Below are 25,530 nucleotides of genomic sequence, written 5' to 3'. Positions count from 1 at the left end.
TGCGAGGCCGCATTGCCGTGCGCCGCACCGCCGTGCGGCCCTACGAGGGCGGTTGCTCGCGGGCGAGGTAATAGGTCATACTTTGCAACACGGCCACCGGATCGATATACCGCACCCAGACATCTTCGGGTACTTGCAAAATCATCGGTGCATAGCTCAGAATCGCGCGAACGCCAGCTTCGATCAACACATCGGCGACGCGCTGCGCTTGCAGCGCCGGCACGGCGATAATCGCCAGCTTAATGTGCTTTTCAGCGATAACGCGCCGCACATTGGCAAAATCTTGCACGACCAGCTCGCCGACTTGCTGGCCAATCTTGGCCGGATCAGAGTCAAAGAGCGCAACAATCTCGATCCCTTCGGTGCGGAAGCCTTCGTAGCGGGCAATCGCTTGTCCTAACAGACCAATGCCAACCAGCACGACCGGCCAATGTTGGTTGATGCCAAGAATGCGCTCGATGTGCTGCAACAACTTCTCGACATCGTAGCCAATGCCTTGCTTGCCAAACTCGCCAAAATACGAAAGGTCTTTGCGGATCTGGGCGGCGGTGACATTGATCCGTTCACCAAGCTCTTGGGAAGAGACGGAGTGAATACCCTCTTCGAGCAGGTAGCGCAAGCTCCGTGCATAGAGAGGAAGTCGCCGGATGACAACATCAGGTGGTAAATCAGAACGCTCCACGAAAGTCCTCCATTGGTTCGGGGAGAGTGTTGTGAAGTGTAGCACAAGCTTATCGGTTCCGCAAGCGCTTTTATCACATAATTTAGCGAACATTGTACGCTACACCGCGCGTAGCTGTAGCGTTGCGTTACATGTGCTACAATGCGCCGGCAGGGAGTCGGCCTGAATGACGGAAATGGTATGGATACGCTGGCGGGCAAACGAATTGTACTAGGCGTGTGCGGCAGTATTGCCGCGTACAAAGTCGTGCAAGTGGCGCGCGATCTCACGCTGGCTGGGGCGCAGGTTGATGTCATTATGACCGAAGCCGCCGAGCGGTTTGTCGGCCCGGCAACGTTTCAAGCGCTCACTGGACGGCCAGTGTTGACCGATATGTGGAGCTTGCCTGAAGACGGGGTGATTGGCCATGTGAGCCTTGGTATGCGGGCCGATGCGGTGGTGATCGCGCCGGCGACGGCCAACACCATTGCCCGGTTGGCCGCTGGTCTGTGCGATGACCTGCTCACCACCACTGTGCTGGCGACACGTGCGCCATTGCTGATTGCGCCGGCGATGAATCCTTCGATGTACGAGCATCCGGCGACGCAAGCGAATGTGGCCACGCTCCGCGCACGCGGGGCTTACGTGGTGGAGCCGGAGGTGGGCCGGATGGCCGAACCGGTGGTTGGCCGCGGTCGCCTCCCCGAACCAGCCGATCTGCTGGCTGAAATTCGCGCTTTGCTGGGCCGCCACCATGGGCCGCTGCGGGGCCGTCACGTGGTGGTGACGGCTGGCGGCACCCGTGAGCCGATCGATCCGGTGCGCTACCTTGGCAACCGCTCGTCGGGCCAAATGGGGTATGCGCTAGCCGAACGCGCCCGTGATCTGGGTGCGACAGTGACGCTGATTAGCGGGCCAACGGCGCTCACGCCGCCACGGGCCGTTACGTGTGTTGCCGTTGAGACCGCCTTAGAAATGCGCGCGGCGGTGCAAACCGCGTGTGCCCACGCCGATATCTTGATCATGAATGCGGCAGTCGCCGACTTTCGCCCAGCGCAGATGGCGGCTGAGAAGATTAAGAAACATGGCGATGAAGGCATGACCCTGCAACTGGTACAGAATCCTGATGTCGTCGGTGAATTAGCGCACCGCACCGATATCTTTAAGGTTGGCTTCGCCGCCGAAACGCATGATCTCTTGGCCAATGCCCGCAGCAAGCTGCAACGGAAAGGCTTGAATCTGATCGTTGCCAACGACGCCATCGCCAGCATCGGCCAACCTGAGATTGCCCTGACCGTTCTTGATGGTGAGCAGGCCGTGGAATTGCCGCGGCAGTTGAAAGCTGAAGCGGCGGCCACGCTGCTTGATCTGATCGTAGCCCGGTTTGAGCAGTGGCTGCTGACGCGCCAGCCACGTGCCGGAGAGATTGCAGACTGATGACCACTGAACCGCAACCAAACCAATCGCCGCCTGAACCTACTCCAACCCCGCGCCCGACCCGGCGCTTGACCGCGCCCCGGTTGCCGCGATCAGCCCCACCGGCAGAACGCCCCGCCTCGCGGGCTGAGATTGACGAGCTGATTGGCGCGCTTGGCGATCCGGCCCATCCGCGCCATGCCGAAGCGGTTGATGCGCTTGTTGCCATAGGGGCAGCGGCGGTGCCGGCATTATGCAACGTTGTCGGCCCCGATCAGCCGTGGCTAGCCGTCTATCGCGCGACGGAAGCGCTGGCCCAGATTGGCGATGGCCGGGCAACCGGGCCATTAATTGCCGCCCTCAAGCATCAGAACGCCAATGTGCGCTGGGGGGCGGTGCGCGCGTTGACCCAAGTTGGGGATGTGCGGGCCTTGCTGGCCCTCCGCGAAGTGGCCCGTTCGGATCAAGGCCGCACCAGTTGGGGCGAATCGGTCGCCGGCGCCGCGCAGAGTGCGCTCGATCTGCTGAGCCGGCGCAGCATTTGGGCGCAGAGCCTCGAATTAATCAAGCTGGCTGTGGTGAGTGTGATCTTTTTGTTGTCGGTAGCGCTAGCGTTTGGGGTCATCGGCGCGCTACGCAACGAATTGGATCAGTTTGGCCGCTACGTGCCCGGCCAAACCGAATTGCCGACGCTTGTGCTGCCGACGCCGCGCCCGACCGCGACCCCGCGCCGGCCCACGCCGGCGGCCAACCAAACTCCGGCGCCGGCAGTGGCGCAGCCGATCACCGGCACGGCGTTGCAAGTGGCGAATGTGCGCCCGTTGCCGGGCACCAATAACCAGCCGATCGGGCGCATTAATGCCGGTGACGAGATCATCTTTCTGGCCCGCACCGCCAATGACCAGTGGTATCTGATCAGGCTCGGCGAACGGCGCAGTCCCGACTCGTTTATTGCCAATCCTGACGGCAGCGGCGCCGGTTGGGTGAACCGGGCCTTGGTTTCACCGCCATCGGCAGACGTGCCGGTACAAGAGCCGTTACCGCTCACTGCCCCCACGGCGACACCGTAATGGGTGAGGGCCGGATCTTGTGAGATCGCTCATCGCTATGCCAACCCTGAAGCCTGCGCTGGCCGGTGCGATCATGGCCGTTCTGGTCATTGCCCTCTTTAGCCAAACACCGGTGCAACGCACGTTTGACATTGGCCGCAATGACGCGGCAGTGGCGCAAGGCTTCAGCGAAGCCGAATCCGGGATGACCGGCGCTGATGGGACGGTGCGGCGGGTGTTGCCGGCGGCGGCGCTGCGCTTGCCGCAGATGGGTGCGCCGGTGATAGTGACGTTCCGGTGGCAGGCGCCGGCTGGCACGCCGCTGACGGTACAGGTGAATGACGAAGCGCCGCTTCAGTTGCTCGCTCGCGGTGATTGGGAAGAGCATACGGTCTCTATCACCGGTGGCTGGACGAAAGCGGTGGATGTGGTGATCCGCTTCGCTTCACCCGCTACCGATGCGCGCATCTTGTTGGATCAGGTCACGATCAGCGCCATGCCGCCGTTGCTGCCGTATCCTGCGCAGTTGGGGTATGCGGCGTTGATTGGCGCCTTGGCCGGGATGATCTTGCATCAGCGATCGTGGCGGCTCGTACTGGCCGTAGTCGTGGGGTATGGTCTCCTCTGGCTGCTATTTTACCGCCTTAGCCCGTATCCCTTGCTCTATCTGCCGCCAGTGACAGTAGCGGTGATCGCTGCTGGTTATGTTGTTTGGCAATGGCCGCGGCTGAGCGCCGCTTGGCCGCGCTGGAGCCTGCCCATGCTCGCGCTTGCCGTCGCGCTTGGTTGGATGGCGTGGCTGATGCCGGCGATGCAAGCGCATGTCACGCTGGCCCGGCCTGGCGTCGAGAACGATTTTCGAGTGTTTGCCACTCGCGACACGTTGGCAACCATCTTTCAAGCCGATGGCTTCTACCATCTCGGCTATCCGCTCGTGCTTTGGCTGATGCGGCCATTGACTAGCGATAACGCCTTTCTCGCCGCGCGCCTCATTGCGCTCGTGAGCGGCGGGGTGCTGATCGGCGCCGGCTATCTGCTGGCGCGCAGCTTGCTCCCACCTGCTCCGGCAGTGCTGGCGGCAATGTTGTTGGCGCTGAGCGGGATGGTGGCGCAATATGGTTTGCTGATCGGCAGTGATATGCCGTTTGCCGCCTGTTTTACGTTAGCGGTGGCCGTAACCTTGCACGCGCAGGCGCGATCGTCGCGCCCGATCGCATTCCTTGCCGGCATACTGGCCGGCGCCGCGTTTCTCATCCGCCATCCCGGCTTGATCTTGCTGCTGTGGGGGGGCATCGCGCTCTGGTTGAGCGGCGGGAAGCGCGCTGCACTCAGCTTTGTGGTAGGATTTGCCTTGGCGGCAGCGCCGCAGGTGGTGGTGAATACGGTGCAAACCGGCCAACCATTGTTCAACCAGCAGGCGAAAAATATCTGGCTGGCGGTCTACGCCAACACTGACTGGCAGCGCTGGGATGAGGTTCCCAATAGCATTAGTCTAGTAGAAGTGGTTGGGCGCGATCCCGTGCGCTTTCTGGCTAACTGGGGCCGCAATATCGTGGGTTTTCTCGGCGCCGGCGCTGAAGATGTGAGTGAGTTTGGCCGGGCCGATCAGTTGCGCTTGTTGGGTTGGCCGGCGAACTGGTTGGCGATCGGCGGGATCGTGGCAGCGGGGTGGCGAGCGTGGCGCAATCGCGCTGACCGGCGTTGGCTGGCATTGATTGCCTTGATCGGGTTGTACGTAGCGGCGATTGCCACCGCCTTCATCTTGCCGCGCTTCTTCTTGCCGTTGGCGCCGCTGTACGCTGTTGCCGCAGCGTGGGCCTTGGCGCAGCTTTGGGGGAGCCAACGCTCGTTCTTGCTGGCGACGTTGGTTATCATCACCATCCTGCTCCCCGGCCCGGCCAATGGAGTGAGAGCCGTGCTGGCGGCGCAGCCGGCAGATGAAGTGGCTGCGGTCGAGTTGGTGCAACGCATGGTGCCGGCCACGGGTGCGAGTCTCGTCGCCGCCATCCCCGACCGGCTGCCGCTGGCCAAATATTCGGCCATCGCGCACCTGATCGACCGGCGGGTGCCGGTCACGGTGACGTATGCCGAATTGCAAGCACTGCGCGCCGATTACCTCTTGTGGGATAATGCGCAAGGGCCGCCGCCGCTGCCGCAGCCGGATGCGGCCCGGATTGGCACTGGCCGGTTCACGCTCTATACGATGCAAGGATCTCGTCCAGCGGTGAATGAGGGTACAAGCAGCCTATGGAATATTCACCAACCCAACCCATAGCGATCGAGCCGCCGCGTTGGCGGCGCATCAAGCTGGCCCAAGCGGTGAGACAACCCTCCGTGATCATCGGGGTGCTAATCGTGATCGGTCTCGCCTTGCGGCTCTGGTTTATTGCGGTCAACCAGATCGATCCGCGCTTTTCGGCAGCCGATGACGGCGATTATTACGTGCGCGCCCTCCGCTTTGCCGTCACCGGTGAATACGTCGATAATTCATGGCTCGTGCGTCCGCCCGGCCATATCTTCTTCTTCGCCGCTATGCTACGGATCGGGTTATGGTTCGGCGATCCGGCTATCGGCATTGCCCTGATTCGCGCTGTCCAAGTCATCTTGTCATTGGCGCTCATTCCGCTTGGCTACGATCTGGCGCGGCGCTTGTTCGATCAGCGCACCGGCTTTATCTTTGCTGCCATCCTCGCGGGCTGGATGCCGATGATCGAATTGCCGGCGCTCATTCTCAGCGAGCCGCTCTTTTTCGACATGCTGGTCATTCATGCGTGGCTGCTCGTGCGCTGGCGTGATGACCGGCGGTTGCGCTGGCTGATTGGGGCCGGCGTAACATTGGCATTCGCAGCCTTGGCCCGCTCGCCGGGCTTGTACGGCGCCGCGTTTGCGGTGCTCTTTATCGCGATCAGTGCGTGGCGCGCCGCCGGCCAGCGTCGCCGGCAGCAAGTCGTGCTCGCCTTGCTCGCCTTTCTGCTGCCGTTTGCGCTGACGATTGCGCCGTGGACGATCCGCAATTACATTCTCTACCGCGATATTATTCTGATTGATACCCTCGGCCCGGTTAATCTCTGGATCGCGATGAGCGATGCGGTGCATGAGGGACGTGGTGAAGGTGAAGCGAAAGCAGTTTTAGCTCGGTTGCCCCAAGAAGAGCGGCAACGGTTTGTGAGCGCCGAATTGCGGCGAATCATCCAAACCGAGCCGTGGCGGTTTACGCGCTATCTCTGGCCGCACTTTCATCATATCTGGAAAGCGCAATTCATCGAAGACTTTTTTGTCAAGGCCAGTTTCTTTACCCGGCCTCTTCGTGAGATATGGTTGCCCGGCCTGATCGGTGATATGATCTGGATGGCGACCGTTCTCGCGGCGCCGTTTACGTTCCTTGGCCGGCCTCGCGAAGGTGCGTTTCGCCTCGTGGCCCTCGGTTGGATCGGCTATACATGTCTGATGGTAATGCTGATCCACGTCGAGCCGCGCTACCTGCTGCCGGTTTGGCTATGGTTCGCGCTGTATGGGTCAGCGACACTGGCCCGAATCGGCCAACAACCGTTGCGCTGGGATCGCTTTGCGTTAGCCGGTCTCGCGGCCAGCCTCTTCCTTGCGGCGCTCATTTTCAGCTATCGCGACTACCCGCAAATTATTCGCGCCGGCTTTGCCCGCGAGCAAGCGTGGGCCACGGCGCAACAGGCAATCGCGCGCGGTGATACGGCTGCGACTGAGCAGGCGTATCGAGCGATGCTGGCGGCTGATCCCGATTTTGCCGATGGCCGCGCCGAGTTTGCCAGTTGGTTACTGGTGCAAGGGCGGTACGATGAGGCTGGGCAGGTTATCGGCGATTACCCAACCCACCGGAATAATCTGGTGCGAGGGGCAATCGCGCGGGCGCAAGGCGATGCGGCGACAGCCGCCACATTATTGCGCGATACTGAGGAGAAGGCTGGCGAAGATGTGCAACGGCTGGCGTTTGCGTGGTTAACGCCGGCGCCAACCAGAACCCTGACGCTTGGCAACGACCTTGACCTTGGCTATCTGTACGGATTTGCGTTCGGCGAGCGCGCCGGCGAGACAACCTATCGCTGGCTGCAAGGTGAAGGGTCGATTCGCTTGCCCTTATCGGAGCCGCTCGCCGGCAATGAGGTGCTGGCCCTGCGGTTAGCCGCACCGGCGCCAACCCCGCTGACGGTCACGATTGGCGACCAACGCATACCCATCACAGTTGCGCCGGGGGGCTGGCGGGTGTATTATCTGCCATTGCCGGCGCAGATGCAGGGCATGCGCGAGGTGACGGTCAGTCTGAGCGCGCCGACGTTTTTACCTTACCAATCGTTGCCGGACAACACCGACGCGCGCCCGTTGAGCGTGATGGTGCAGCAGATATCAATTCGCTAAAGGGATATGATGCAACCGATGCAGATTTCGTCGCAGGCCATGCCGGAAGCCGTTCGCGACTATCCGTTTACCGTGAGCGTGATCATTCCGGCCTACAACGAAGCGCACGGCATTGCCGGCGTGATCGAACGGGTGCGCGCCGTCTTGCCTGCCGCCGAAATTATCGTGGTCGACGACTGTTCGCGTGACGAGACGGCGGCAGTCGCGCAAGCCGCGGGTGCGCGGGTTATCCGGCATCCGGTCAACCGCGGCAACGGCGCAGCCGTCAAAACCGGCATCCGGCGAGCGCGCGGCGAGGTCGTATTGCTCATGGATGCCGACGGCCAGATGGATCCGCGCTATATCCCTGATCTGTTAGGCGGCATTGCTGATGGCTACGATATGGTGGTCGGCGCGCGCACCCGCGACACGCAAGGCGACTCGGTCTTCCGGCGCTGGGGCAACCGGGCGCTCGACGCGCTGGGCAGCTATCTGGTTGAAACCGAGGTGCGCGATCTGACTAGCGGCTACCGGGCGATGCGGCGCGACGTGATTATGGAATTCATCAATTTGCTGCCCAATCGCTACTCATACCCCACGACCAGCACGCTGGCGCTGCTGAAGGCCGGCTACCACGTTGGCTATGTGCCGGTAATGGGCCAACGCCGGCAAGGCGGCCAGAGCGGGCAAAAACTCTTGCGCAACGGCATTCGCTTTGGCCTGATCATCTTGCGGATTGTCTCGCTGTTCGCGCCGTTGCGCGTCTACTTTCCGGTTGCTATCTCGATGCAAGTGCTCGCCTTGCTCTCATTTTTGATCAGCTTCTTTATCACCGATCCGCTGCGCTTCCACATTCCCAACTCAGCCGTGGGCTTGTTTGTCGGCAGCATTATCATCTTTATGTTCGGGCTGAATGCCGAGCAGGTCGCCGCTCTCCGCTTCCAACGCCCGCCGCGCATCGCTGAAGAGGAGTAGTGCGTTCATGCGACCCATCTTCTCGTGGCTGCTCCGGCTGATTGGGCCGGCACTGCTGATCGGTTTTCTGCTTACCAGCGATCTCGGTCTGCTGTGGGAGATTTTGCAATCGGCTGAGATTGGGCCGATCATCTGGTCGCTGGCGCTGCTGCCCCCGTTCGTCATCCTCAAATCATGGCGCTGGATTCAGATTTTGCGCGCGATGAACCTTTCGCTCGATCTGCCTACGGCTTGCGCCCTGTATATGGTCGGCATTTTCTACGGCGCGGTGACGCCGGGGCAGGCCGGCGATCTGTTGAAGGCGGTTTACTTGCGCAATCGCGGCCAACCAGCAGCGCCGGCCTTGCTTTCAGTAGTGCTGGATCGGCTGTGCGACCTGATCATCATGTCGGCGTTGGGGGTGATCGGGGTTTTTGCATTAGGGCGGCTGTTGCCCAGCCGCGAGTTGCAACAGGCGATCGTGGTGGCGATGGGAATTGGGCTGGTAACGGTCACAGTATTGCTCACAGCACGCGGGCCGCGCTCGTGGCTGCTCACCGTCGTGTTGCCACGGATTGCGCCGCGTTTGCGTTCCCGGCTCGATCAATGGAACGAGCAAATGCATAGCCTGACCTTCACGCCAAGCCTCATTGTCACCGTGAGCGCAGCAACCATCGCGTCGGTCTTTTTTACCTTCTTGCGGTTGTGGTTGCTCTTCCTTGCACTTGATCTGAATGCTGTGCCATTATTGGTGGTGATTGGCTCCTCGGCGCTCATTTCAGTCTTACAAGTGTTGCCGATTTCGATCGGCGGCGTCGGGGTGCGCGATGTCGTGCTGGTGGCAACGCTGGCCGCGTATGGCTATTCGCAAGAACAGGCGCTAACGCTGGCGGCGCTCTTCTTGCTGATCAACGTCGAGCATATCATCGTTGGCTTCATCGTCTCGCTCTGGTTCCCCCTTGGGCGGAGTGGTACAATACCTTCATGACGTACGATCGTTATGCGGCGGTGTATGATGGGAGCGGCCAGATCCGGTTTGCGCTGCTGACCGCACTCTATCTGGAAGAGATTTTGCAGCGCCACCCCGTTGCCGGACGGCGGATGCTCGATCTCGCGTGCGGCACCGGCACGTTGCTCGCCACCATGGCTGAACGCGGTTGGGTGGTGACGGGTCTTGACCGTTCGCCGGCGATGCTGGCACAAGCGGCGCAGAAGTTGGCGCATGTTGCAACAGCGGTCGAGTTGCGGCAGGGTGATATGCGTGACGTGGCCGGGTTGCTGCCGGTGAATGCCTTTGATCTGGTCACGTGCACCTATGATAGCCTCAACTACCTGATCAGCGCCAACGATCTGGCTGCGTGCTTGGGTGGCATTGCGCAGGTCTTGACGCCGGGAGGCTTGTTTGTCGGTGATATGAATACGCGCCACTTCTTGGCCGTCGATTGGGGCCAATGCTCGTTTAGCGAGCAGGCAGGCTATGTACAGGTGGAACGCACCCATTTTGACCCGGTGAGCGATACGTCAACCATGTGGCTGACCGGTTTTATCGGCAATGATCACGACGGTTACGAGCGTTTTGACGAGATTCATATCGAGCGCGCCTACCCGCCAGTGCAGGTGGCAACGATGATCGAAACTGCCGGACTTATGATTGAAGGGTGTTATGATGGCTTTACCTTTCAACCGCCGACCGCTATGACTCAGCGCATCTGCTGGGTTGCCCGAAAACCGCTATGCCAAAGATTTTAATCCTCTCAACCGGTGGCGCTTTGGTTGTCCGGCGCGCGCTCGGCAGCCGTGACGACCAGCCATTGGCGTTGCGTTCTGATTTGATCGTGACTATTGAAGAATTCACGAATTTACCCGGTAGCCATCTGACGCCGCAGCAGGTCTTGGCGTTGGTGCAGCGGATCAACACGCTGCGCGACATGTATGACGGGATCGTGGTTGCTTCCGGTAGTGATACGCTCGAAGAGACGGCCTATTTGATCGATCTGCTCTTGCCTGATGGCCCACCATTGGCAGTCACTAGTCTGCCGCGCCTGAATGCCAGCGGCGCTACTGCGACTAATGGCCTGCAGGCGGCGATTACCGTTGCGGCGACACCGGCAGCATCCGGGTTGGGCGCGTTGGTGGTGGTTGATGATACCATTTATGCGGCAGCGGTCGTACAATCGCACTTTAGTCAGGGAACCGGCATGTTTACCGCTGCCGAGGGCGCAGTAGGCCGGGTGGAAGGTGACCATGCCCATCTACGGTGGCGTCCGCTGGCGCGGCAACACATCGCCGCGCCGCGCTTGGTTGAGCCGGTTGATTTGATCCGGGTCGCTCAGGGAGCTGATGACCGGCAATTGCGCCACAGCATTACCGATAACGTGGCCGGGATCGTAATTGAGACCTTGGGGAGCGGGCGGGTGCCGCCGTGGTGGCTGCCGGCGCTAGGTGAAGCGGTGCAACGGCGGATTCCGGTAGTGGCGGCGAGCCGGGCCGGCGCCGGCGGGTTGGGTGACGAATTTGGCTTCGTCGGCGCGTATCATGATTTGCGCAAATTGGGCGTGATCTTCGCCCCCAATCTGAGCGGGGTGAAAGCGCGGTTGAAGTTAATGGCTGCGTTGGCCGTGGCCCGTTCGCCCGCTGAGTTGCGCGCGTTATTTCGCCCATCCGCATAATGTCACCCGTCCGTATGTTTTAATACGAACGTCCATCCCGTAGCGCCGCACAGCGGTGCGGCTCCCAAACAATAATTATCGAGGGAATCCATGGCCCCAGATCGATTAACAACCAACGTATTACCGCCGCCGGAAGAAAAAGCGGCCTATGTTGAGCAGATGTTCGCCCGCATTGCCCGCGGTTACGATCGGGTCAATCGGGTGATGACTTTTGGGTTGGATCAAGGTTGGCGGCGCAAAGTGGTTGAATATGTCGCGCCGCCGGTGAATGGCCGCGCGCTCGATGTCGGCACCGGCACCGGCGACTTCTTGCCGGAGTTGGCCGCGTGGACGCGGGATGGCATCGTCGTCGGGGTTGATTTTACCCTGCCAATGATGCAGGCCGGCCAGTCCAAAATTGCCGAATTGGCGGCGGCAGGCCGGGCAGCGTTTGTGGCCGGTGATGCGCTCCGGCTGCCATTCCCTGACAATACCTTCGACGCGATTACCACCGGTTTCGTGTTACGCAACGTGACCGATATTCCCGCTGCGTTGCGCGAAATGTACCGCGTGGCCCGGCCCGGCGCGATGATGGCCTGCCTCGAAGTCGCCCGCCCGCGCAACCCCATCATCCGCTGGGGGCATCGTGTCTACTTCGAGCAGATTGTGCCGTGGATCGGCGCCTTGCTCGGCGGCGACCGGCGCGCTTATACATATCTGCCCCAGTCGGCGCGCGCCTTTCCTTCCCCCGATCGATTGGCGGCGATGATGGAGGAAGCCGGTTGGCGTCACGTCTTCTACCGGTTGTACGGGTTGGGTGCGGTTGCTATTCACGTTGGCGCGAAAGTGTAGCAGCGACACGGGGTGCGAGAAGGGTCGTTGCGAACGTTGACTGAGAAGGTGGCAGTGCTTGTGAGAGAGGCTCGATCGCTAAATCTGTACCACATCTTTTTCGCAACGGTGTGATAACAACACAATCGCTCATGAGGTTTCCGATGTACGACGACGATGATGATGATATCCGCCGCCGGGCGCAACGGTTGTCGCGGTTGCGCCGGCAGCGCGAGTGGATTGACGATGACTGGGATGAACCGCTCCCTGTTCGTTACCGTTCGCGATCGGTGAGCGGCGGGTGGCCGGCGTCATTCATCATCTTTCTGCTCTTCGTACTGGTAGGCGGGCTCGGCGTGTTTTGGCTGTCGCAACGGCTGAATGATCTTGGCTCGTTAGTGCCGAACCCGCAAGTGATTGTGCAGACGCCAACCCCGCAGATCATCAGCGGCGCGGCGGTGGTGCAACGGATTCAGCAACTGAGCCGGCTGGAAACTAGCAAATATACGATCGAGCGGGTGATCGACATTCGCCAAGGGAGCAATATTCCGATTATCGGTGACTGGTTAGCGGGTGATGCCCTCTTGCTGATCGCCCATGGCACCGTGGTGGTTGGCGTTGATCTTAGCCGGCTCACGCCCGACGCCGTCACAGTTTCGCCTGATGGAAAACAGATCACCGTGCGGCTACCGCCGGTGCAAGTCTTGAGTGCGACGCTCGACAACAGCAAAACGCGCGTCTATAGCCGCGATCGCGGTCTCTTTGCCCCTGAAAACCCCAACCTTGAAACGATGGCGCGGCAAGCAGCCGAACAGCAGATCCTGCAAGCGGCGTGTGAAGACGGGATTATGGAACAGGGAACACGCAATGCCGAGCTAGCGCTACGCCAGTTTTTGGGTCTGATGGATGGCGTCGTGGTTGAGGTGATTACCTCACCACCGGCAGAATGCAAAGTTATACCGTAGCAATGGAAATAGCAATTTAGTCTCTGAAATCGAGGCGTTGGGGAATGAGCGTTCCGTATGGTATCTTGATTGGCGGACTGGGCGAATATATTGATGAATATCTATCGCCGCTGCTCACGTCCGCTGGATATTACGTTCAAATAGCGAGAGGCGCTGCCGTCTTATTCGACACGCTGAACCGGCAGATCGATCTCGCGTTGATCGATCTGCCGGGCAGCGATCATCTCGATCTGCTCAATGCGCTACGTACTCAATATCCCGGTACGCTGGTCGTTTTAGGGCCGCGGCACGACCGGCTGGTTGTGACGGCATTCGCGCAGGGTATTGATGACTATGTCACCCGGCCGTTTCGCGCCGATGAACTGATGGCGCGGGTGCGGGCGCAGTTGCGGCGCCGGCAGCGTTATGCGCCGCCGCCATTTACGCTTGGCCCCTTTGTTTTCGATCTAGCGGCACGCACTATTACGTACTATGGCCGCCCGCTTACCCTCGATCTGCCGTCGTTTACCTTGCTCAGCGTCTTGGCTGAATCCCCCTACCGCACCTTCACCCCAGAAGAGTTGTTGCAGTCAGTGTGGGGACGTGGGCAGATCCACAATCTGCCGTTGCTCGCAGCGACATGGCAAGCGCTCTGCCAGCAAATTGCCGGCGGGCCATCAGCGAACGTGCTGGTTGGCGACCCCTACTGCGGTCTCGCGTTGTTACGGTCATAGCACCTCTGGCCATCACCCACGGCGCCGGTTGGCGATCCCCACTGCGGCCTCGCGTTATTGCCGTCGTCGCGCCGTAGACCATCACCCACAGCGTTAGTTGGCCCCCACTGCGGCCTCGCGTTATTGCCGTCGTCACGCCGTAATCAATCGCTCACCCGCCAACAAACCGCAACCCCACCCTTCACTCCCTCATTCGTTCATTCGTTCCCCCATTCGTTGTCTAGCGAGGCGCAATCTGCGTGACCACCCCCATAATGTAACTCACTCGCACCGGATCGCCTGCCTGTGGATGCGGGTAGACGCTCTCGGCCCCAATCCGAGCCCGGATCGCTTGGGTTTCGCCTTCGTGGTGAAACGTGACGTCGTAGAAGATGGTGCCGTGAATATCAATCCGCTGCACTTCAAGCAGCACGGCTTCGCGAATGCCAGAGAGGATCATCGTTGGCAGCTCCTTGTGCTGATATTATATGGCAGATACGGTAGGTTTTAGACAAAGAACCACCGCTTTTAGTGCGGTGGTTATTGTGCTCAGCACGAGCGTATACAGCAGGTATTATACCGCGTTTGGTTGCATGCTCAGGTGGCCGATCGGTTTGGCGTCGCCGTCTCGTGCCCGCTGGTGCGTTGTGGGTTTGAGGCTGCGGCTAATTCGCGGGCAAACTCGCGAATGAAGGCCGCTACTTCACGCGGACGTTGTTGTTGCGGCATGTGGCCGCAGCGGGGCAAGAATATGACTCGCGCGTGCGGCAGATTGGCGCAGAAGAAATCGCGTGATTCGCGCGGAATGAAATAATCGTCTTCACCCCAGATCATCGCCACCGGCACTCGCAGCGCGCGCAGATCCTCCGGACGCAAGAGCGCATGTTCGTCGAGCGCGGCGACGAATTGCGTCACCGGGTCGCGCCGGAAAATGGAACGCAACCCTTCGCCGGCAAAATAGAGCGGCAAGGGCGGGCGGCCATACATCTGGCGCAACACTTTCCGCACGGTGCGCCCATCGGGCAGCTCAATCGTGTGCAGGAACGGCTCCCACGACTCTCTCCCGCGCAAGATGGCCCCTCCCGGCGCCAGCAAGACGATGCCGGCGACCAGTTCCGGCGTGGCGAGCGCCACTCGCACCGCGATCCACCCCCCCATCGAGTTGCCTACAATCAGGGTTGGCCGCCCGATCACCTCGCGGATCATCGCCTGCACCAGCGCCGTCTGCTGTTCGATAGTGGCATAGCGCTGGCCGGGCGGGAAGCCGCTCAAGCCAAACCCGGCTAAATCGAGCGCGTAGACCGGGCCAATCGTCGTGAGCTTTGGCATTACGAATGACCACGTTTGGGCGCGGTCGGCGATGCCGTGCAAGAGCAGCACCGGCAGGTTGCCTTCACCGCGTGCCGGCATGGCATAGTAATGGGCGCGAATCCCGGCCAAACGCCGTTCGTGGCTGGTCGCGCCTAACCGCAGCAGCGCGCGATGGCTCAGGCCATAGATCAACGGTACTGCTGCGGTCGAAAGCGGGGTGAAGAGTTGTCCGAGCATCGTTCACTCCTCTTCGCTGGCATAGACACACGAGACGCCGGCGCCGGCGGTGCAGACCAGCGGCTGCATGGTGCGGCCGGTGCGAATAGCGTAGCCGGCGATCATTGCAGCGACAAATTCATCCACCCGATCGGCTTCGACCAGCGACACCGTACTGCCGCCAAAGCCGCCGCCAGTCATCCGGCTGCCGTAACACCCCGGCGCAGCCAACGCCAACTCAACCAGCGTATCGAGTTCGGGTACGCTGACCCGGTAATCGTCACGCAGACTATGGTGCGACTCGACCATCAACTGGCCCATCTTGACCAGATCACCGGCGGCGAGGGCATCGGCGGCGGCGAGTGTGCGCTCATTCTCACTGACGACATGGCGCGCGAGCGGCAGCAGGTCAGGTGGCAATAGATGGCCATGCTCGGCTAGATCGGTCAAGCGCACGTCGCGCAGGGCTTGGATCTTGCCCAACGCCGGCTTCAGCAAGCGCACCGCCTCTTCGCACCCGGCCCGGCGCTGGTTGTACTCCGAACCGGCTAGCCGGTGGCGCACGCCGCTATCGCAGACCACCACCCGCACACTGGCCGGGATCGGCACCGGACGGTAGCTCAGGTCACGGCAATCGATCAACAGCGCATGGCCGGCTTCACCCAACGCAGCGATCAACTGATCCATAATCCCGCACTTCACCCCGACGAACGAATGCTCAGCGCCTTGGGCCAGCAGCGCCAACTCTTCGCCGAGCAGATTGATATTGTTGAGCAGTTGGAACGTGTACCCAACCGCTACCTCCAGCGCCGCCGACGATGAGAGACCGCTACCGGCAGGCACATCGCTATCGATCAAGAGATCGGCCCCGCGCAACGGTAAATCGCGGGCCAGCAAGCCTTTGGCCACGCCGCGAATGTAATTGACCCACTGGCGTTGATCGTCACGCACGATCTGGTCGAGGTCAAACTGATCCTCTTCACGGAATTTAACGCTAAACACACGCACGATTCGATCAGAGCGCGGGCGCGCAGCCACGTAGGTCGCCCGATCGAGCGCCATCGGAAAGACGAAGCCGTCGTTGTAGTCGGTATGCTCACCGATCAGATTCACCCGGCCGGGGGCGCGGGCGATGCGAGTAGGAGGATGGCCGAAATACCGCTCAAACGCGGCGTAGAGGGTAGACAATTCAAACATAGCGATTACTCCTCAGCGGCGTCAATGCCTGCTGCGGAGTATAGCACCTTTTGGCGCCGTGCTGTCAATGATATGCAAAACGCTTCGTTTTGTCAGCATAGGTAAGAGCCGCACCGCCGCGTGGCTGTACGTTATTCATTGGCGCCTGTCAACACGGCATGCTGCGGAGTTGCTCTGACCTCATCATTGCGCGCGCGCTGCCGGCGCAGATCGTCGGGGCTATGCGCCGGGGCAAGGAAGGTCACGGCCAGCGCGGCCAGCGCGAAGATCAACGGCGCCGTGAAGACGGCGGCCAGCGCGGCAGCCAGCGCGAGGCGCGGCTCGCCGGATAACGTCACTGCGTTGGCCCCCTCGCCGATCAGTGCATCGACGGGAATAGCGTCGGGTTGCAAGCCGCGCGCCGCCAATTCCGCCGTTAACCGGCTCGTCAACAACGTGCCGAGCGCGGCCACGCCGATCGTACCGCCAATCGTGCGCGAAAACTGCAAACTAGCCGTCGCCGCCCCCAACACATTGCGCGCCACCGTACTCTGCACCGCAATCAGGAACGAAGGAATGCTCGCGCCCATCCCGATCCCCATCAGTCCCAACGCAATCGCCAGTTCCAACCGGCTCATATCGGGCCGGATGCGGGCCATCATGAACGCGCCAACCACAAAGATCGCCATCCCGCCGATGGTGAGCGTGCGATAGCTATACCGCAACAACAGCCTGCCGCCGATCACGCTGGTAAAGACCCACCCCAGCATCATCGGCGTCAAGGTCGTACCGGCTTCCGTGGCGCTCGCCCCCAACACGCCCTGCACAAATAGCGGCACATAATTCATACTGCCGAACAAAACCCCGCCAGCCAGAATGCCGTGCGCGCAGGCGACGGCAAACATCCGGTCACGCAACAACCGCACCGGCAAGATCGGCGCCGGCGCACGCAGCTCGACCACGACCAGCAAAGCGAGCGTAGCGATCGCTGCGCTCAGCATCGCCATCCCGGCCAGCGAAGCCGGCGCCTCAAGGCCGAGCAAGAGCAACACGACCCCTACACTCAGCAACGCCGCGCCAGCGTAATCGATCGGTGGACGCTCGCCGGCGGCTGGCGTCACGCCGCGCCACGCTGCCCACACCAGCGCCGCCGCGATCGCTGCCGGCGGCAGATTGACCCAGAACACCCAATGCCACGAGATCTGATCGACCAAAAACCCGCCGATCAATGGCCCAATCACCGAACTAATGCCCCACACCCCAGCAAAGAGACCTTGCACCTTGGCCCGTTGATCGAGCGTAAAAATATCGCCAACAATGATAAACGCCAGCGGCAGCAAACCGCCCGCTCCCAACCCCTGCAACGCCCGCGCCGCGATCAACGCCGGCATCGTCGTCGCCAAGCCGCACCACAGCGAGCCAAGGCTAAAGATCGCAATCGCCGCCATATAGACCGGTCGCCGGCCAAACAGATCCGACAACCGGCCAAAGATCGGCCCGGCAGTGGTGCTGGTCAGCATATAGATCGCAAACACCCAGCTAAAGCTCTCGATATCGCCGAGATCGCGCACAATGCTCGGCATCGCCGTCGCAATAACGGTCGACTCCATCGAGGCCATAAACATGCTCATCATCACGCCGAGCGTGATCAAGACGGTGCGCTGGCGACTCACACGGTGCTCCTTGGGTTGACGTAAAATAATGCTTGATCAAATATTGCTTTGTTCAACGATACCGCAAAATCGCCATCAGCGCAAGGGGGATAAGCGAATGCGTTGCAATGGGAATAGCCACAAAAACGCGCAAACGGCGCAAACAATAGACTGCCCCCCTCCCAGCCTCCCCCCGCTGGGGGGAGGAGCCCGACACCCCTCCCCCAGCGGGGGAGGGGCAGAGGGTGGGTATTTTTTACCACAGAGGACGCAGTGAGGAATGATGTCATTACGAGGGCGCGCCGCGCCCGAAGCAATCTCCTCCGTCAGCGCATTCCATGCCTGAGCGACCTCCCCTCCCCCAGCGGGGGAGGGGTTGGGGGTGGGGGCATCCATCACCGCTCGGTTCGCAATGGCACGTGGGGAGCGGAACGCAGCAGCGCCCCTCTCCCGCGTTGCGGGAGAGGGGCTGGGGGTGAGGGCATCCAAAACCCTTTGCGTCCGCTGCGGAGCCGGACAGCCGTCCGGCTCTACAGCGCCTTTGCGTTAACAATCTCTGCGCCTTTGCTCGCTTTGCGCTTTTTTGCGCCTGTTGTGTCTCTTCGTGGCTGTCTCCTGACTCTGGCTCTAAAGGGCCGGGCTAGGGTTACGAAGCCCGCTGCGCGGGCTGATGCCCCCACCCCTTGCCCCTCCCCCAGCGGGGGAGGGGTAAGCGGGAGCGCAGCACGGGGCTTTACGGCATCGCACAGCGATCGACAGTTGTGATCAACTTACAGGTTCTGTCCGACCCTCTCCCGCGTTGCGGGAGAGGGGCTGGGGGTGAGGGCATCCAAAACCCTCTGCGCTCTTTGCGCTCTCTGCGCCTTGGCGTTACGAATCTTGGCGCCCTTTGCTTACTTTGCGGTTTAGCGTTGACTATCTTGGCTCCCTCTACGCCTACTCTCTCACGCACAGGCGCGTCAAATGCAAATCCACCCCTACCAGTGGCGGCAAGAGCGGGCGTCCATCATTCAATGGCGTACAAACATACCCGCGCTCTGCGTTGAAGGTTGTATCAAACCAACGCGCATTAGGCAACACCGCGGTGCGCGTCGCGCGGATGGCTGCATTAATCTGATCGATATACGGTTGATAGACAGCTTTCGCCTCTGGCTCTTGCTGTACCAGCACATTCAGATCACCAAGCGATGAACCGTGAAAATGGGTCGTCCGGCCAGCCATCGCCAACAGATATGGCGCAACCGGCACGAAGATCGGCTCCGGAACGGTGCGTAATTCTTCCACCAACGCATAGCCTTCATCGACCCATTCTGGGGCAGGGATCTGCGATCGCGGATCGTAACCCAAGACGGCAAACTGGATGACAACCAATCCAATCGCGCCTGTATGTATCAACCGTTGCCCCCACGATACCGGCTCATCGTGCAATAGGACATCATCGCTCACCTTTGCGCCAAGCAGCGCCAAACCGGCTGCTATAAAGATCAGGTGGTTAAGATAGGCATATAACTTGATCACCGACCACAGACTGACCCCGGCCAGTATAGCGACAAGGCTGATGAACGAAAGCTGGCGAGACGAGAACTGCCAAGATCGGCTGCGTATCCTCCATGCCAGCGCTAACCCCAGCATGACCAGAAGCGGCCAATAATCAGCCCACAATTGCCCCAAGATATCGTCGAGTTGGTCAATCAGCCAAGGCGCAGCGGAAGGTACGGTAAAGATGTAAAACCAAAACCACCCCTCACTTAGCCAATTCGATGCGCCAACAAAGCCAATGAACAGAAGCATGACGCTTATGATGAAGATTGCCGCCATGCGATACCAACGTTGCAGTAACAAATGAAAAACGAAAAACGGTGTGAAAAGGATTGCATGCTGTTTGGCCGCAAATGCAAAGCAAAGCAAAATTGATGCTAATCCAACGATCCCAAGGCGCTCTTGTGATAACGAAACGACAAGCGCAATGGCTGCCAAGAGCAACGCTACCGACAACGTATCGCTTTTGGCGGTATCGAACCAAAAACCGGTAATCGGGTATGCTGCGGCGAATAACCCTACAGCAAGCAGACTGGCAATGGCTGATGCGCCATAGGCGCGAGCGATGGCATAGAGGGCTACAAATGCTACTAATGTCGCCAACAACGACACGACACGCATCGCAACCATGATGTTGCCGGTCGCGATTGCCACTGGAGCTGACAGGTAGTAGTACAGCGGCGTATATATCAGCGGGATGAAATCATAGCTGGGCGCGACGTAGAGTGGTTGCCCTTGCAACACCCTCAAGACATGCAAGAACGTATTCCCTTCTAGCCATTCGATAGCGAAGGGATATTGTATCCGGGATAGCGCGACAAAGAGGAAAAGTATTACTGCAATACTCGTACAGCCGATAAGAATAATGTGAACGAAACGGCGATAAGTTGTCATAAAACGTCCGCAATAGGGTAGGAAGAGCCAAGGCGCAAAAGTATTCACCGTGAATTATATCCTAAGCTGAGAAACAGCCACGACACGACGTACAATAATGGGTGTTGTATGGCAAGTTTTCCACGCTACGAGTGATAGAATTCCGTCCTCGCGAGAGATTGCTTCGTCGCGCGGCGGGCAGAGCACGGCTCTGCCCCTACCGCTCGGCTCGCAATGACAAGCGGGGAGCGGAACACAGCAGCGCTCCTCAAGCAACGCGGGAGAGGGGCTGGGGGTGAGGGTACGAGGTTTACCGCAGAGCACGCAGCGGGCGCGGAGGGGGCGCGGCATCCTGTCATTGCGAGGGCGCGCCGCGCCCGAAGCAATCTCCTCCTTCAGCGCATTCCATGCCTGAGCGACCTCCTCTCCCCCGGCGGGGGAGGGGCAGGGGGTGGGGGCATCCAAGCGCCACGAAAACACCCAAAAGGCACCAACAAGAGGTACATTTGCGTCTTTTGTGTCTCTTTGTGGCTATTCCCTAAAAACCTTTGCGCCCGCTGCGTCCTTCGCGCCTTCTTTAGCCCCCCTCCCAGCCTCCCCCCGCTGGGGGGAGGAGCCAGACACCCCTCCCCCAGCGGGGGAGGGGCAAGGGGTGGGGGCATCCATATCACGGCGTCACCGGGGTGGTCACGCGGCGGTACGCCGGCAGCGCAGGCGGGCGCGGCGGGCGGGCCGGTTGGGGTTGGGCGGCCAACTGGGTGCCTTTACGCCACAAACGCAAATCGATCAACTCACCAGCCAGCTCGCGGGCGGCTGCCGCCCCGATGGCAAACCCCTTCTCCGGCGTCGTCAAGTCAAGGGTTGCAATGCCGCTCACATCAGGCTGGATGAGGAGATCGGGCGGATACTGCTGCAAACGCAGTTCCGTCGCCTCCGCCATCAGCAAACTCAACGCGCGCTGAGCGACGGCGAATTGCTTGGGCGCGAACATCAGGCGAGCGAACAGGTTATCGTTCTCTTCGGGTTGGAGCGAGAAATCGGCGTTAGCGTCGCGCAGATCGACCGCGATCACCCGCTGCGCCCCCATTTCGTAGGCGACATCAACCGGCAGATTGTTCAGAATGCCGCCATCGGCCAGCAACATGTCGCCGTAAGGCACTGGCGGGAAGAGCGCCGGTAGCGCGGTGGTCGCCAGCAATGCCGGCACCACCGGCCCTTCACGCAACACTACCAGCTCGCCGCTGACCAAATCGGTCGCCACGACAGCGCAAGGAATGCGTAGATCGGCAAAGGTGCGATCACCGAGCAAACGGCGCAGCAACTCTTCGCGCCGGCGCTGGCCAATGATGCCGGTGCCGGTCGGATCAGGCGTCGCAATCCGGCGCAGCGCACTCTGGCGAAACACCTCTTGAATGGCGGCCAAATCAAACCCAGCGGCGTAGAGCACCGCTACCGCTCCTCCCGCCGATGTGCCGACAATCACATCAATCGGTATCTCCAGTTCTTGCATCACCTGCAAGACACCGATATGAGCGGCTCCCTTGCCGCCGCCGCCGCTAAGCGCCAACCCCAGCCGCCGTTCTTCCGGCGGGGCCGCCGGCCGTTGCAATCGCGCGCGGATTCGGTTGAGCCATGTGGTTTTGTTGTTCATGCCATCAATTATACAATGCCGGGAACGGTTTGTGATCCGGTAGAGATGCACGGATGTGCGTCTCCTGCAATACCGTGATCGCATCGCATCCTGTACCAACGAACGGCCGTGCGTCTCCGGCAATACCGTCATCGCATTGCATGAATACAACGTTCGCCCATTCCCGCATAACCACCAGCAATGTCGTTCCCGCCGCCCACCAACGCACCCGGTATGCCATTCGGGGTGGCATTTGGTTGGGCGACGCATGGCCGTACGTCGTGACGGGGATGACGAACGTGCAACCATTGGGATGCGCGGGCGGCCATGTTCTGCTACAATATTGACAACATCTGTACCATCGTTTTCGTTGCAGCATCGCAGTAGTGCTATGGCAGCCAGACGCATCGTGCTTTTCCTCCTTGTGGCGACGGCGGTTGGGTTGGCGGCGTCGTTGGTGGTGCAGTATCCGGCCCTGCTCGATCTACTGTTGGCCGATCTGCCGTGGAATGAGAAGCTGCGCCAGTTGCTGGCGCAGGGCCAATGGTGGCAAGCGGCGCTGGCGGCGGCGCTGCTGGTGTTGGGGGCCGTGCTGGCGCCGTGGGGCCGGCGCGCGTTGCAGTGGATCGATGATTGGTTTGCCGATCGGCTGCCCGCTGGTGAAAGCAAACTCCGCCGCAACTACCTTGCTGCGCTGGAACGTGAGATGGAGCGGCTGCCGAAGATTCCGGCCCTCGGCAGAGAGCAGCGCGAGCTGAGCCTTGAAGAGGTCTATGTGCCGTTGGCTGTGGTCGAAACGACGCAGGCGGCGCAATTTTACCGCTTCCAGTTCGGCGAGTTTGATCCCGCCGCCGAAGCGGAGGCGCGCCGAAAGGCCTACAAGGAGGTGCAGAGCGATCTGCCGGTGTTTACCCTGCTGAGCGAGCCGGATGTGTATAGGCGTGCAATGGATGCATGGTGGCGGCGGCTATTTCGTCGCTGGCAGGGGCGTATCCTCGGTGCCATGTTTCGGCAGCGCCAGATCGACCCTGCCCGCTTCACCCGCACTCTCGTCTTGATCGGGCAGGCCGGCAGCGGCAAGACCACCACCCTGCACTTCGGCGCATTGATTTTGGCCCGATCCTTGCGCCGGGGTGACTGGCGCCGTTGGCGGCGTGAGCTGCAGCTCTTCACCGGCCGTCCGCCGTTGCCGATCTATGCCCGCCTGACCGAACTGCTTCCGCTGGTTGAACGCAAGAAGGAGGCCGGCGTCACCGCCGATCGGTTGCGTGACGCGCTGGCCGAACATCTAGCGCAAAAATATAAACTCCGGGCCGAGCTGGTCAACGGCTGGATCGAGCGGGGCAATTGTTTGATCATGCTCGATGGTCTCGATGAGACTGGCGATGCCCAGCGGCGCCGGTTTGTGATTGATCTGGTCAATGTGCTGGCCCACCGTTACGGCGCGCAGAACCGGCTGCTGGTCGCTAGCCGCCCGTTTGCCGGCCTTGAGCGGCTGCACGGTTTTCAAACCAGCCACCTGCGCCCGCTCGATGCTAATGACATCCGCCGCTTCCTAAACCAATACTTCCGCGCTTTGCGCCGTGACCCGCACGAGCGCCGCGCCGATGATGGCGAGGTGGTTCGCGAGGCTAAGGAATTGTATGCTAATCTGCGAGCCAACCCGCGCCTGTTCGACATGGCCACTAACCCGCTGTTGTTGGCGAGCATGGCGATCTTGGTCGAGGGTCGCGAACCGCTGCCGGTTGAGCGGGCCAAAGTCTACGAGCGGTTGCTGAAATTGACGCTCGATGCATGGCGCGCCTCCCAACTGAACCGCAACCGTGAGCTGGGAGCGGAGGAGCGGTTGTACGATGAGAGTGACGATACCATCCGCCGCCGCTTGCAACATCTGGCGCGGCGCATGCTGGAAGCCGAGCAGCGCGAGATCGCGCTCGCGCAGGTTTACAGCGAGTTGCTGCCGTTCTATCGCGAGCACTACCCCAATTGGTCAGAGGATCGGCGCAAGGACTATCTGAAACAGCTTTTCGGCCAACTGGCCCTGCACAGCGGCCTGATCCAAGCCCGTGACGACGACCGCTTCAGCTTCAGCCACTTCACCCTGCAAGAATACCTCGCCGCACGCGACTTCGTCGAGCAGGAATGCACCAAGGAGCTGATCGGGCGCTGGCGCGAAGCGCGCTGGCGCGAAGCGATCTTGCTGGCGATCGGCCATAGCGCCACTAGCGGCAGCGTCGCCGATGCTTGGCGCATGCTGGAACAGCTCATCCGAACCGGTGAGGGCAACGCGACATTGTTAGCCGCCGAGGCGCTCGATGAGGCCAATGCCCGCGCAGTGCCGGAGTTGAATGCGGTGCGGGAGCAAATATGCATGCAATTACCGGCCATCGCCGGTCTGACCGAGGCATGGCCGGTGCAGGCCCTGCCCGACCCACGCCAGCGCAACCGCGCCGCCACTTTGCTCGACCGCCTCGGCAGCGACGAGCGGCTGAGCCTCGATTTGACGAGGCCGGAGTATTGGGCGGCGCGGATTGAGCCGGGGCCGTTTAGTATGGGTGATGATAACAATCAGTTTATCTGTACCATCGAGCGGCCCTACGCGCTGGCCCGTTTCCCGGTCACCAACCGCCAATACCGCCTGTTCCTGACCGCATGGGATGGTGATACGGCTGGGTTGCGCCGGGCCGGGCCGCATGGCCGGCCCTTGCGCAACGACGAAGCCGAGGCGGCGGTGGCGGCGGCGGCGGAGTTGCGGCAGAGGCTGGCCGGATTGACGCGCGAGGTAAAAGAATCTTGGTGGAAGCGCTGGCTCCGCCAGCGTCATCTGGTAGACGACGATCGATTTTCGATTAATGACATCCGGCGGCCGCGCCATTGGCCGGGAGCCAGCTACCGGCCCGGCGAAGGCAACCATCCGGTGGTGGCGATTACGTGGTACGAAGCGACCGCATTTGCGTGGTGGGCCGAGGCATGGCTGCGCGCGCTTGGCCTGCTGGCCGATGGCGAGGCCATCCGGCTGCCCACCGAACCGGAATGGGAACGGGCCGCCGCCTACCCGGTGCGCATCCCGCCCGACCAGCCGCGCGCCGGCCGGCGCGAATACCCGTGGGGTGATGCGTTTAGGGCAGAAATCGGCGCGACGATCCGATCCAGCATTGCCGCCAACACCAAGGAAAGCGACATCGGCGGCACCTCGGCAGTGGGCATCTTCCCCCACGGCGCCGCCGCCTGCGGCGCCGAAGAGGTGTCCGGCAACGTATGGGAATGGTGCAGCACGCCGTATCAGCGGTACCCGCTGTCTGATCTGTCCGCAAAAACGTTTGACACTCCTACGAACATACCTATGATTCTTCGTGGCGGATCATTTTACAATGATCGCGCGTTCGGTCGCTGCGCGTCTCGCGGCGACTCCAGCCCCGGCATCGACGCCGGCGTCGCTAGGGGTTTTCGGCTCGCCCGTTTGTTCTCTGTTAATTCTTAATGTCTTTTTGACCTTGTGACTTTTTGATCTTGTGTAAAGAATATTTGGTCAGGGCGGTGGGGCTGGGG

The 25,530-nt window shown here is 61.0% G+C and carries 19 protein-coding genes; 12 read left to right on the top strand and 7 right to left on the bottom strand.

Annotated elements, in window-relative coordinates:
* Positions 1-40: 40 nt before the first annotated feature.
* On the bottom strand, positions 41-682 hold the full coding sequence (locus tag A6A03_RS14770) for a redox-sensing transcriptional repressor Rex (protein WP_066789835.1): 642 nt from the start codon (positions 680-682) through the stop codon (positions 41-43).
* A 180-nt stretch (positions 683-862) separates the two neighbouring features.
* Here A6A03_RS14770 and coaBC point away from each other — a divergent pair, with 180 nt between their 5' ends.
* The 11 genes from coaBC (at position 863) to A6A03_RS14715 (ending at position 13,605) form a co-directional block, all read left to right on the top strand.
* A complete protein-coding gene (gene coaBC / locus A6A03_RS14765) occupies positions 863-2,098 on the top strand; it encodes a bifunctional phosphopantothenoylcysteine decarboxylase/phosphopantothenate--cysteine ligase CoaBC (protein ID WP_066789833.1) in 1,236 nt (411 codons plus the stop codon).
* Entirely contained in the window at positions 2,098-3,147 is a 1,050-nt protein-coding gene (locus A6A03_RS14760) for an SH3 domain-containing protein (protein WP_066789831.1), read from the top strand. Before coaBC ends, A6A03_RS14760 begins: the two co-directional genes overlap by 1 nt.
* Before the next feature lie 37 nt (positions 3,148-3,184).
* Positions 3,185-5,401, top strand: coding sequence for an ArnT family glycosyltransferase (locus tag A6A03_RS14755; RefSeq protein WP_066789829.1), 2,217 nt, complete (start codon positions 3,185-3,187; stop codon positions 5,399-5,401).
* The gene (locus A6A03_RS14750; RefSeq protein WP_066789825.1) at positions 5,374-7,515 is read left to right on the top strand and encodes a glycosyltransferase family 39 protein; all 2,142 of its coding nucleotides are present in this window, start codon (positions 5,374-5,376) and stop codon (positions 7,513-7,515) included. The genes A6A03_RS14755 and A6A03_RS14750 overlap by 28 nt, the downstream gene beginning before the upstream one ends.
* A gap of 6 nt (positions 7,516-7,521) precedes the next feature.
* On the top strand, positions 7,522-8,469 hold the full coding sequence (locus A6A03_RS14745) for a glycosyltransferase family 2 protein (protein ID WP_245669006.1): 948 nt from the start codon (positions 7,522-7,524) through the stop codon (positions 8,467-8,469).
* A 7-nt stretch (positions 8,470-8,476) separates the two neighbouring features.
* The gene (locus A6A03_RS14740; protein WP_066789822.1) at positions 8,477-9,436 is read left to right on the top strand and encodes a lysylphosphatidylglycerol synthase transmembrane domain-containing protein; all 960 of its coding nucleotides are present in this window, start codon (positions 8,477-8,479) and stop codon (positions 9,434-9,436) included.
* Positions 9,433-10,197 (top strand): class I SAM-dependent DNA methyltransferase, encoded by a 765-nt coding sequence (locus tag A6A03_RS14735; protein ID WP_066789820.1) that lies wholly within the window; start codon positions 9,433-9,435, stop codon positions 10,195-10,197. The genes A6A03_RS14740 and A6A03_RS14735 overlap by 4 nt, the downstream gene beginning before the upstream one ends.
* The gene (locus tag A6A03_RS14730; RefSeq protein ID WP_066789818.1) at positions 10,182-11,117 is read left to right on the top strand and encodes an asparaginase; all 936 of its coding nucleotides are present in this window, start codon (positions 10,182-10,184) and stop codon (positions 11,115-11,117) included. Before A6A03_RS14735 ends, A6A03_RS14730 begins: the two co-directional genes overlap by 16 nt.
* Positions 11,118-11,207: 90 nt before the next feature.
* On the top strand, positions 11,208-11,948 hold the full coding sequence (gene ubiE / locus A6A03_RS14725) for a bifunctional demethylmenaquinone methyltransferase/2-methoxy-6-polyprenyl-1,4-benzoquinol methylase UbiE (RefSeq protein ID WP_066789817.1): 741 nt from the start codon (positions 11,208-11,210) through the stop codon (positions 11,946-11,948).
* Positions 11,949-12,091: 143 nt separating this feature from the next.
* Entirely contained in the window at positions 12,092-12,892 is an 801-nt protein-coding gene (locus A6A03_RS14720; protein WP_066789815.1) for a DUF4230 domain-containing protein, read from the top strand.
* 44 nt (positions 12,893-12,936) lie between these two features.
* Positions 12,937-13,605 (top strand): response regulator transcription factor, encoded by a 669-nt coding sequence (locus A6A03_RS14715; RefSeq protein ID WP_066789813.1) that lies wholly within the window; start codon positions 12,937-12,939, stop codon positions 13,603-13,605.
* 220 nt (positions 13,606-13,825) lie between these two features.
* Here A6A03_RS14715 and A6A03_RS14710 read toward each other — a convergent pair whose 3' ends face one another.
* The 6 genes from A6A03_RS14710 to A6A03_RS14685 form a co-directional block, all read right to left on the bottom strand.
* Positions 13,826-14,044: a hypothetical protein gene (locus tag A6A03_RS14710; RefSeq protein WP_066789812.1), complete on the bottom strand. Its 219-nt coding sequence runs from the start codon at positions 14,042-14,044 to the stop codon at positions 13,826-13,828.
* A 137-nt stretch (positions 14,045-14,181) separates the two neighbouring features.
* On the bottom strand, positions 14,182-15,132 hold the full coding sequence (locus A6A03_RS14705; protein WP_066789811.1) for an alpha/beta fold hydrolase: 951 nt from the start codon (positions 15,130-15,132) through the stop codon (positions 14,182-14,184).
* 3 nt (positions 15,133-15,135) lie between these two features.
* Positions 15,136-16,308, bottom strand: a complete 1,173-nt coding sequence (galK, locus tag A6A03_RS14700; protein ID WP_066789810.1) for a galactokinase — start codon at positions 16,306-16,308, stop codon at positions 15,136-15,138.
* 131 nt (positions 16,309-16,439) lie between these two features.
* Complete coding sequence (locus tag A6A03_RS14695; protein ID WP_066789809.1) at positions 16,440-17,960, bottom strand: MDR family MFS transporter; 1,521 nt, start codon at positions 17,958-17,960, stop codon at positions 16,440-16,442.
* A 915-nt stretch (positions 17,961-18,875) separates the two neighbouring features.
* A complete protein-coding gene (locus A6A03_RS14690; RefSeq protein ID WP_172812319.1) occupies positions 18,876-20,420 on the bottom strand; it encodes a glycosyltransferase family protein in 1,545 nt (514 codons plus the stop codon).
* Positions 20,421-21,018: 598 nt separating this feature from the next.
* Positions 21,019-22,002: a patatin-like phospholipase family protein gene (locus A6A03_RS14685; RefSeq protein ID WP_066789807.1), complete on the bottom strand. Its 984-nt coding sequence runs from the start codon at positions 22,000-22,002 to the stop codon at positions 21,019-21,021.
* Positions 22,003-22,372: 370 nt separating this feature from the next.
* Here A6A03_RS14685 and A6A03_RS14680 point away from each other — a divergent pair, with 370 nt between their 5' ends.
* Positions 22,373-25,462: an NACHT domain-containing protein gene (locus A6A03_RS14680; RefSeq protein ID WP_066789806.1), complete on the top strand. Its 3,090-nt coding sequence runs from the start codon at positions 22,373-22,375 to the stop codon at positions 25,460-25,462.
* Positions 25,463-25,530 lie beyond the last annotated feature (68 nt).

Origin of the sequence: Chloroflexus islandicus (assembly GCF_001650695.1) — a bacterium.
Classification (GTDB): domain Bacteria; phylum Chloroflexota; class Chloroflexia; order Chloroflexales; family Chloroflexaceae; genus Chloroflexus; species Chloroflexus islandicus.
The sequence above is the reverse complement of the archived record's forward strand: the minus strand, read 5'-3'. Positions and strand labels throughout refer to the sequence as shown.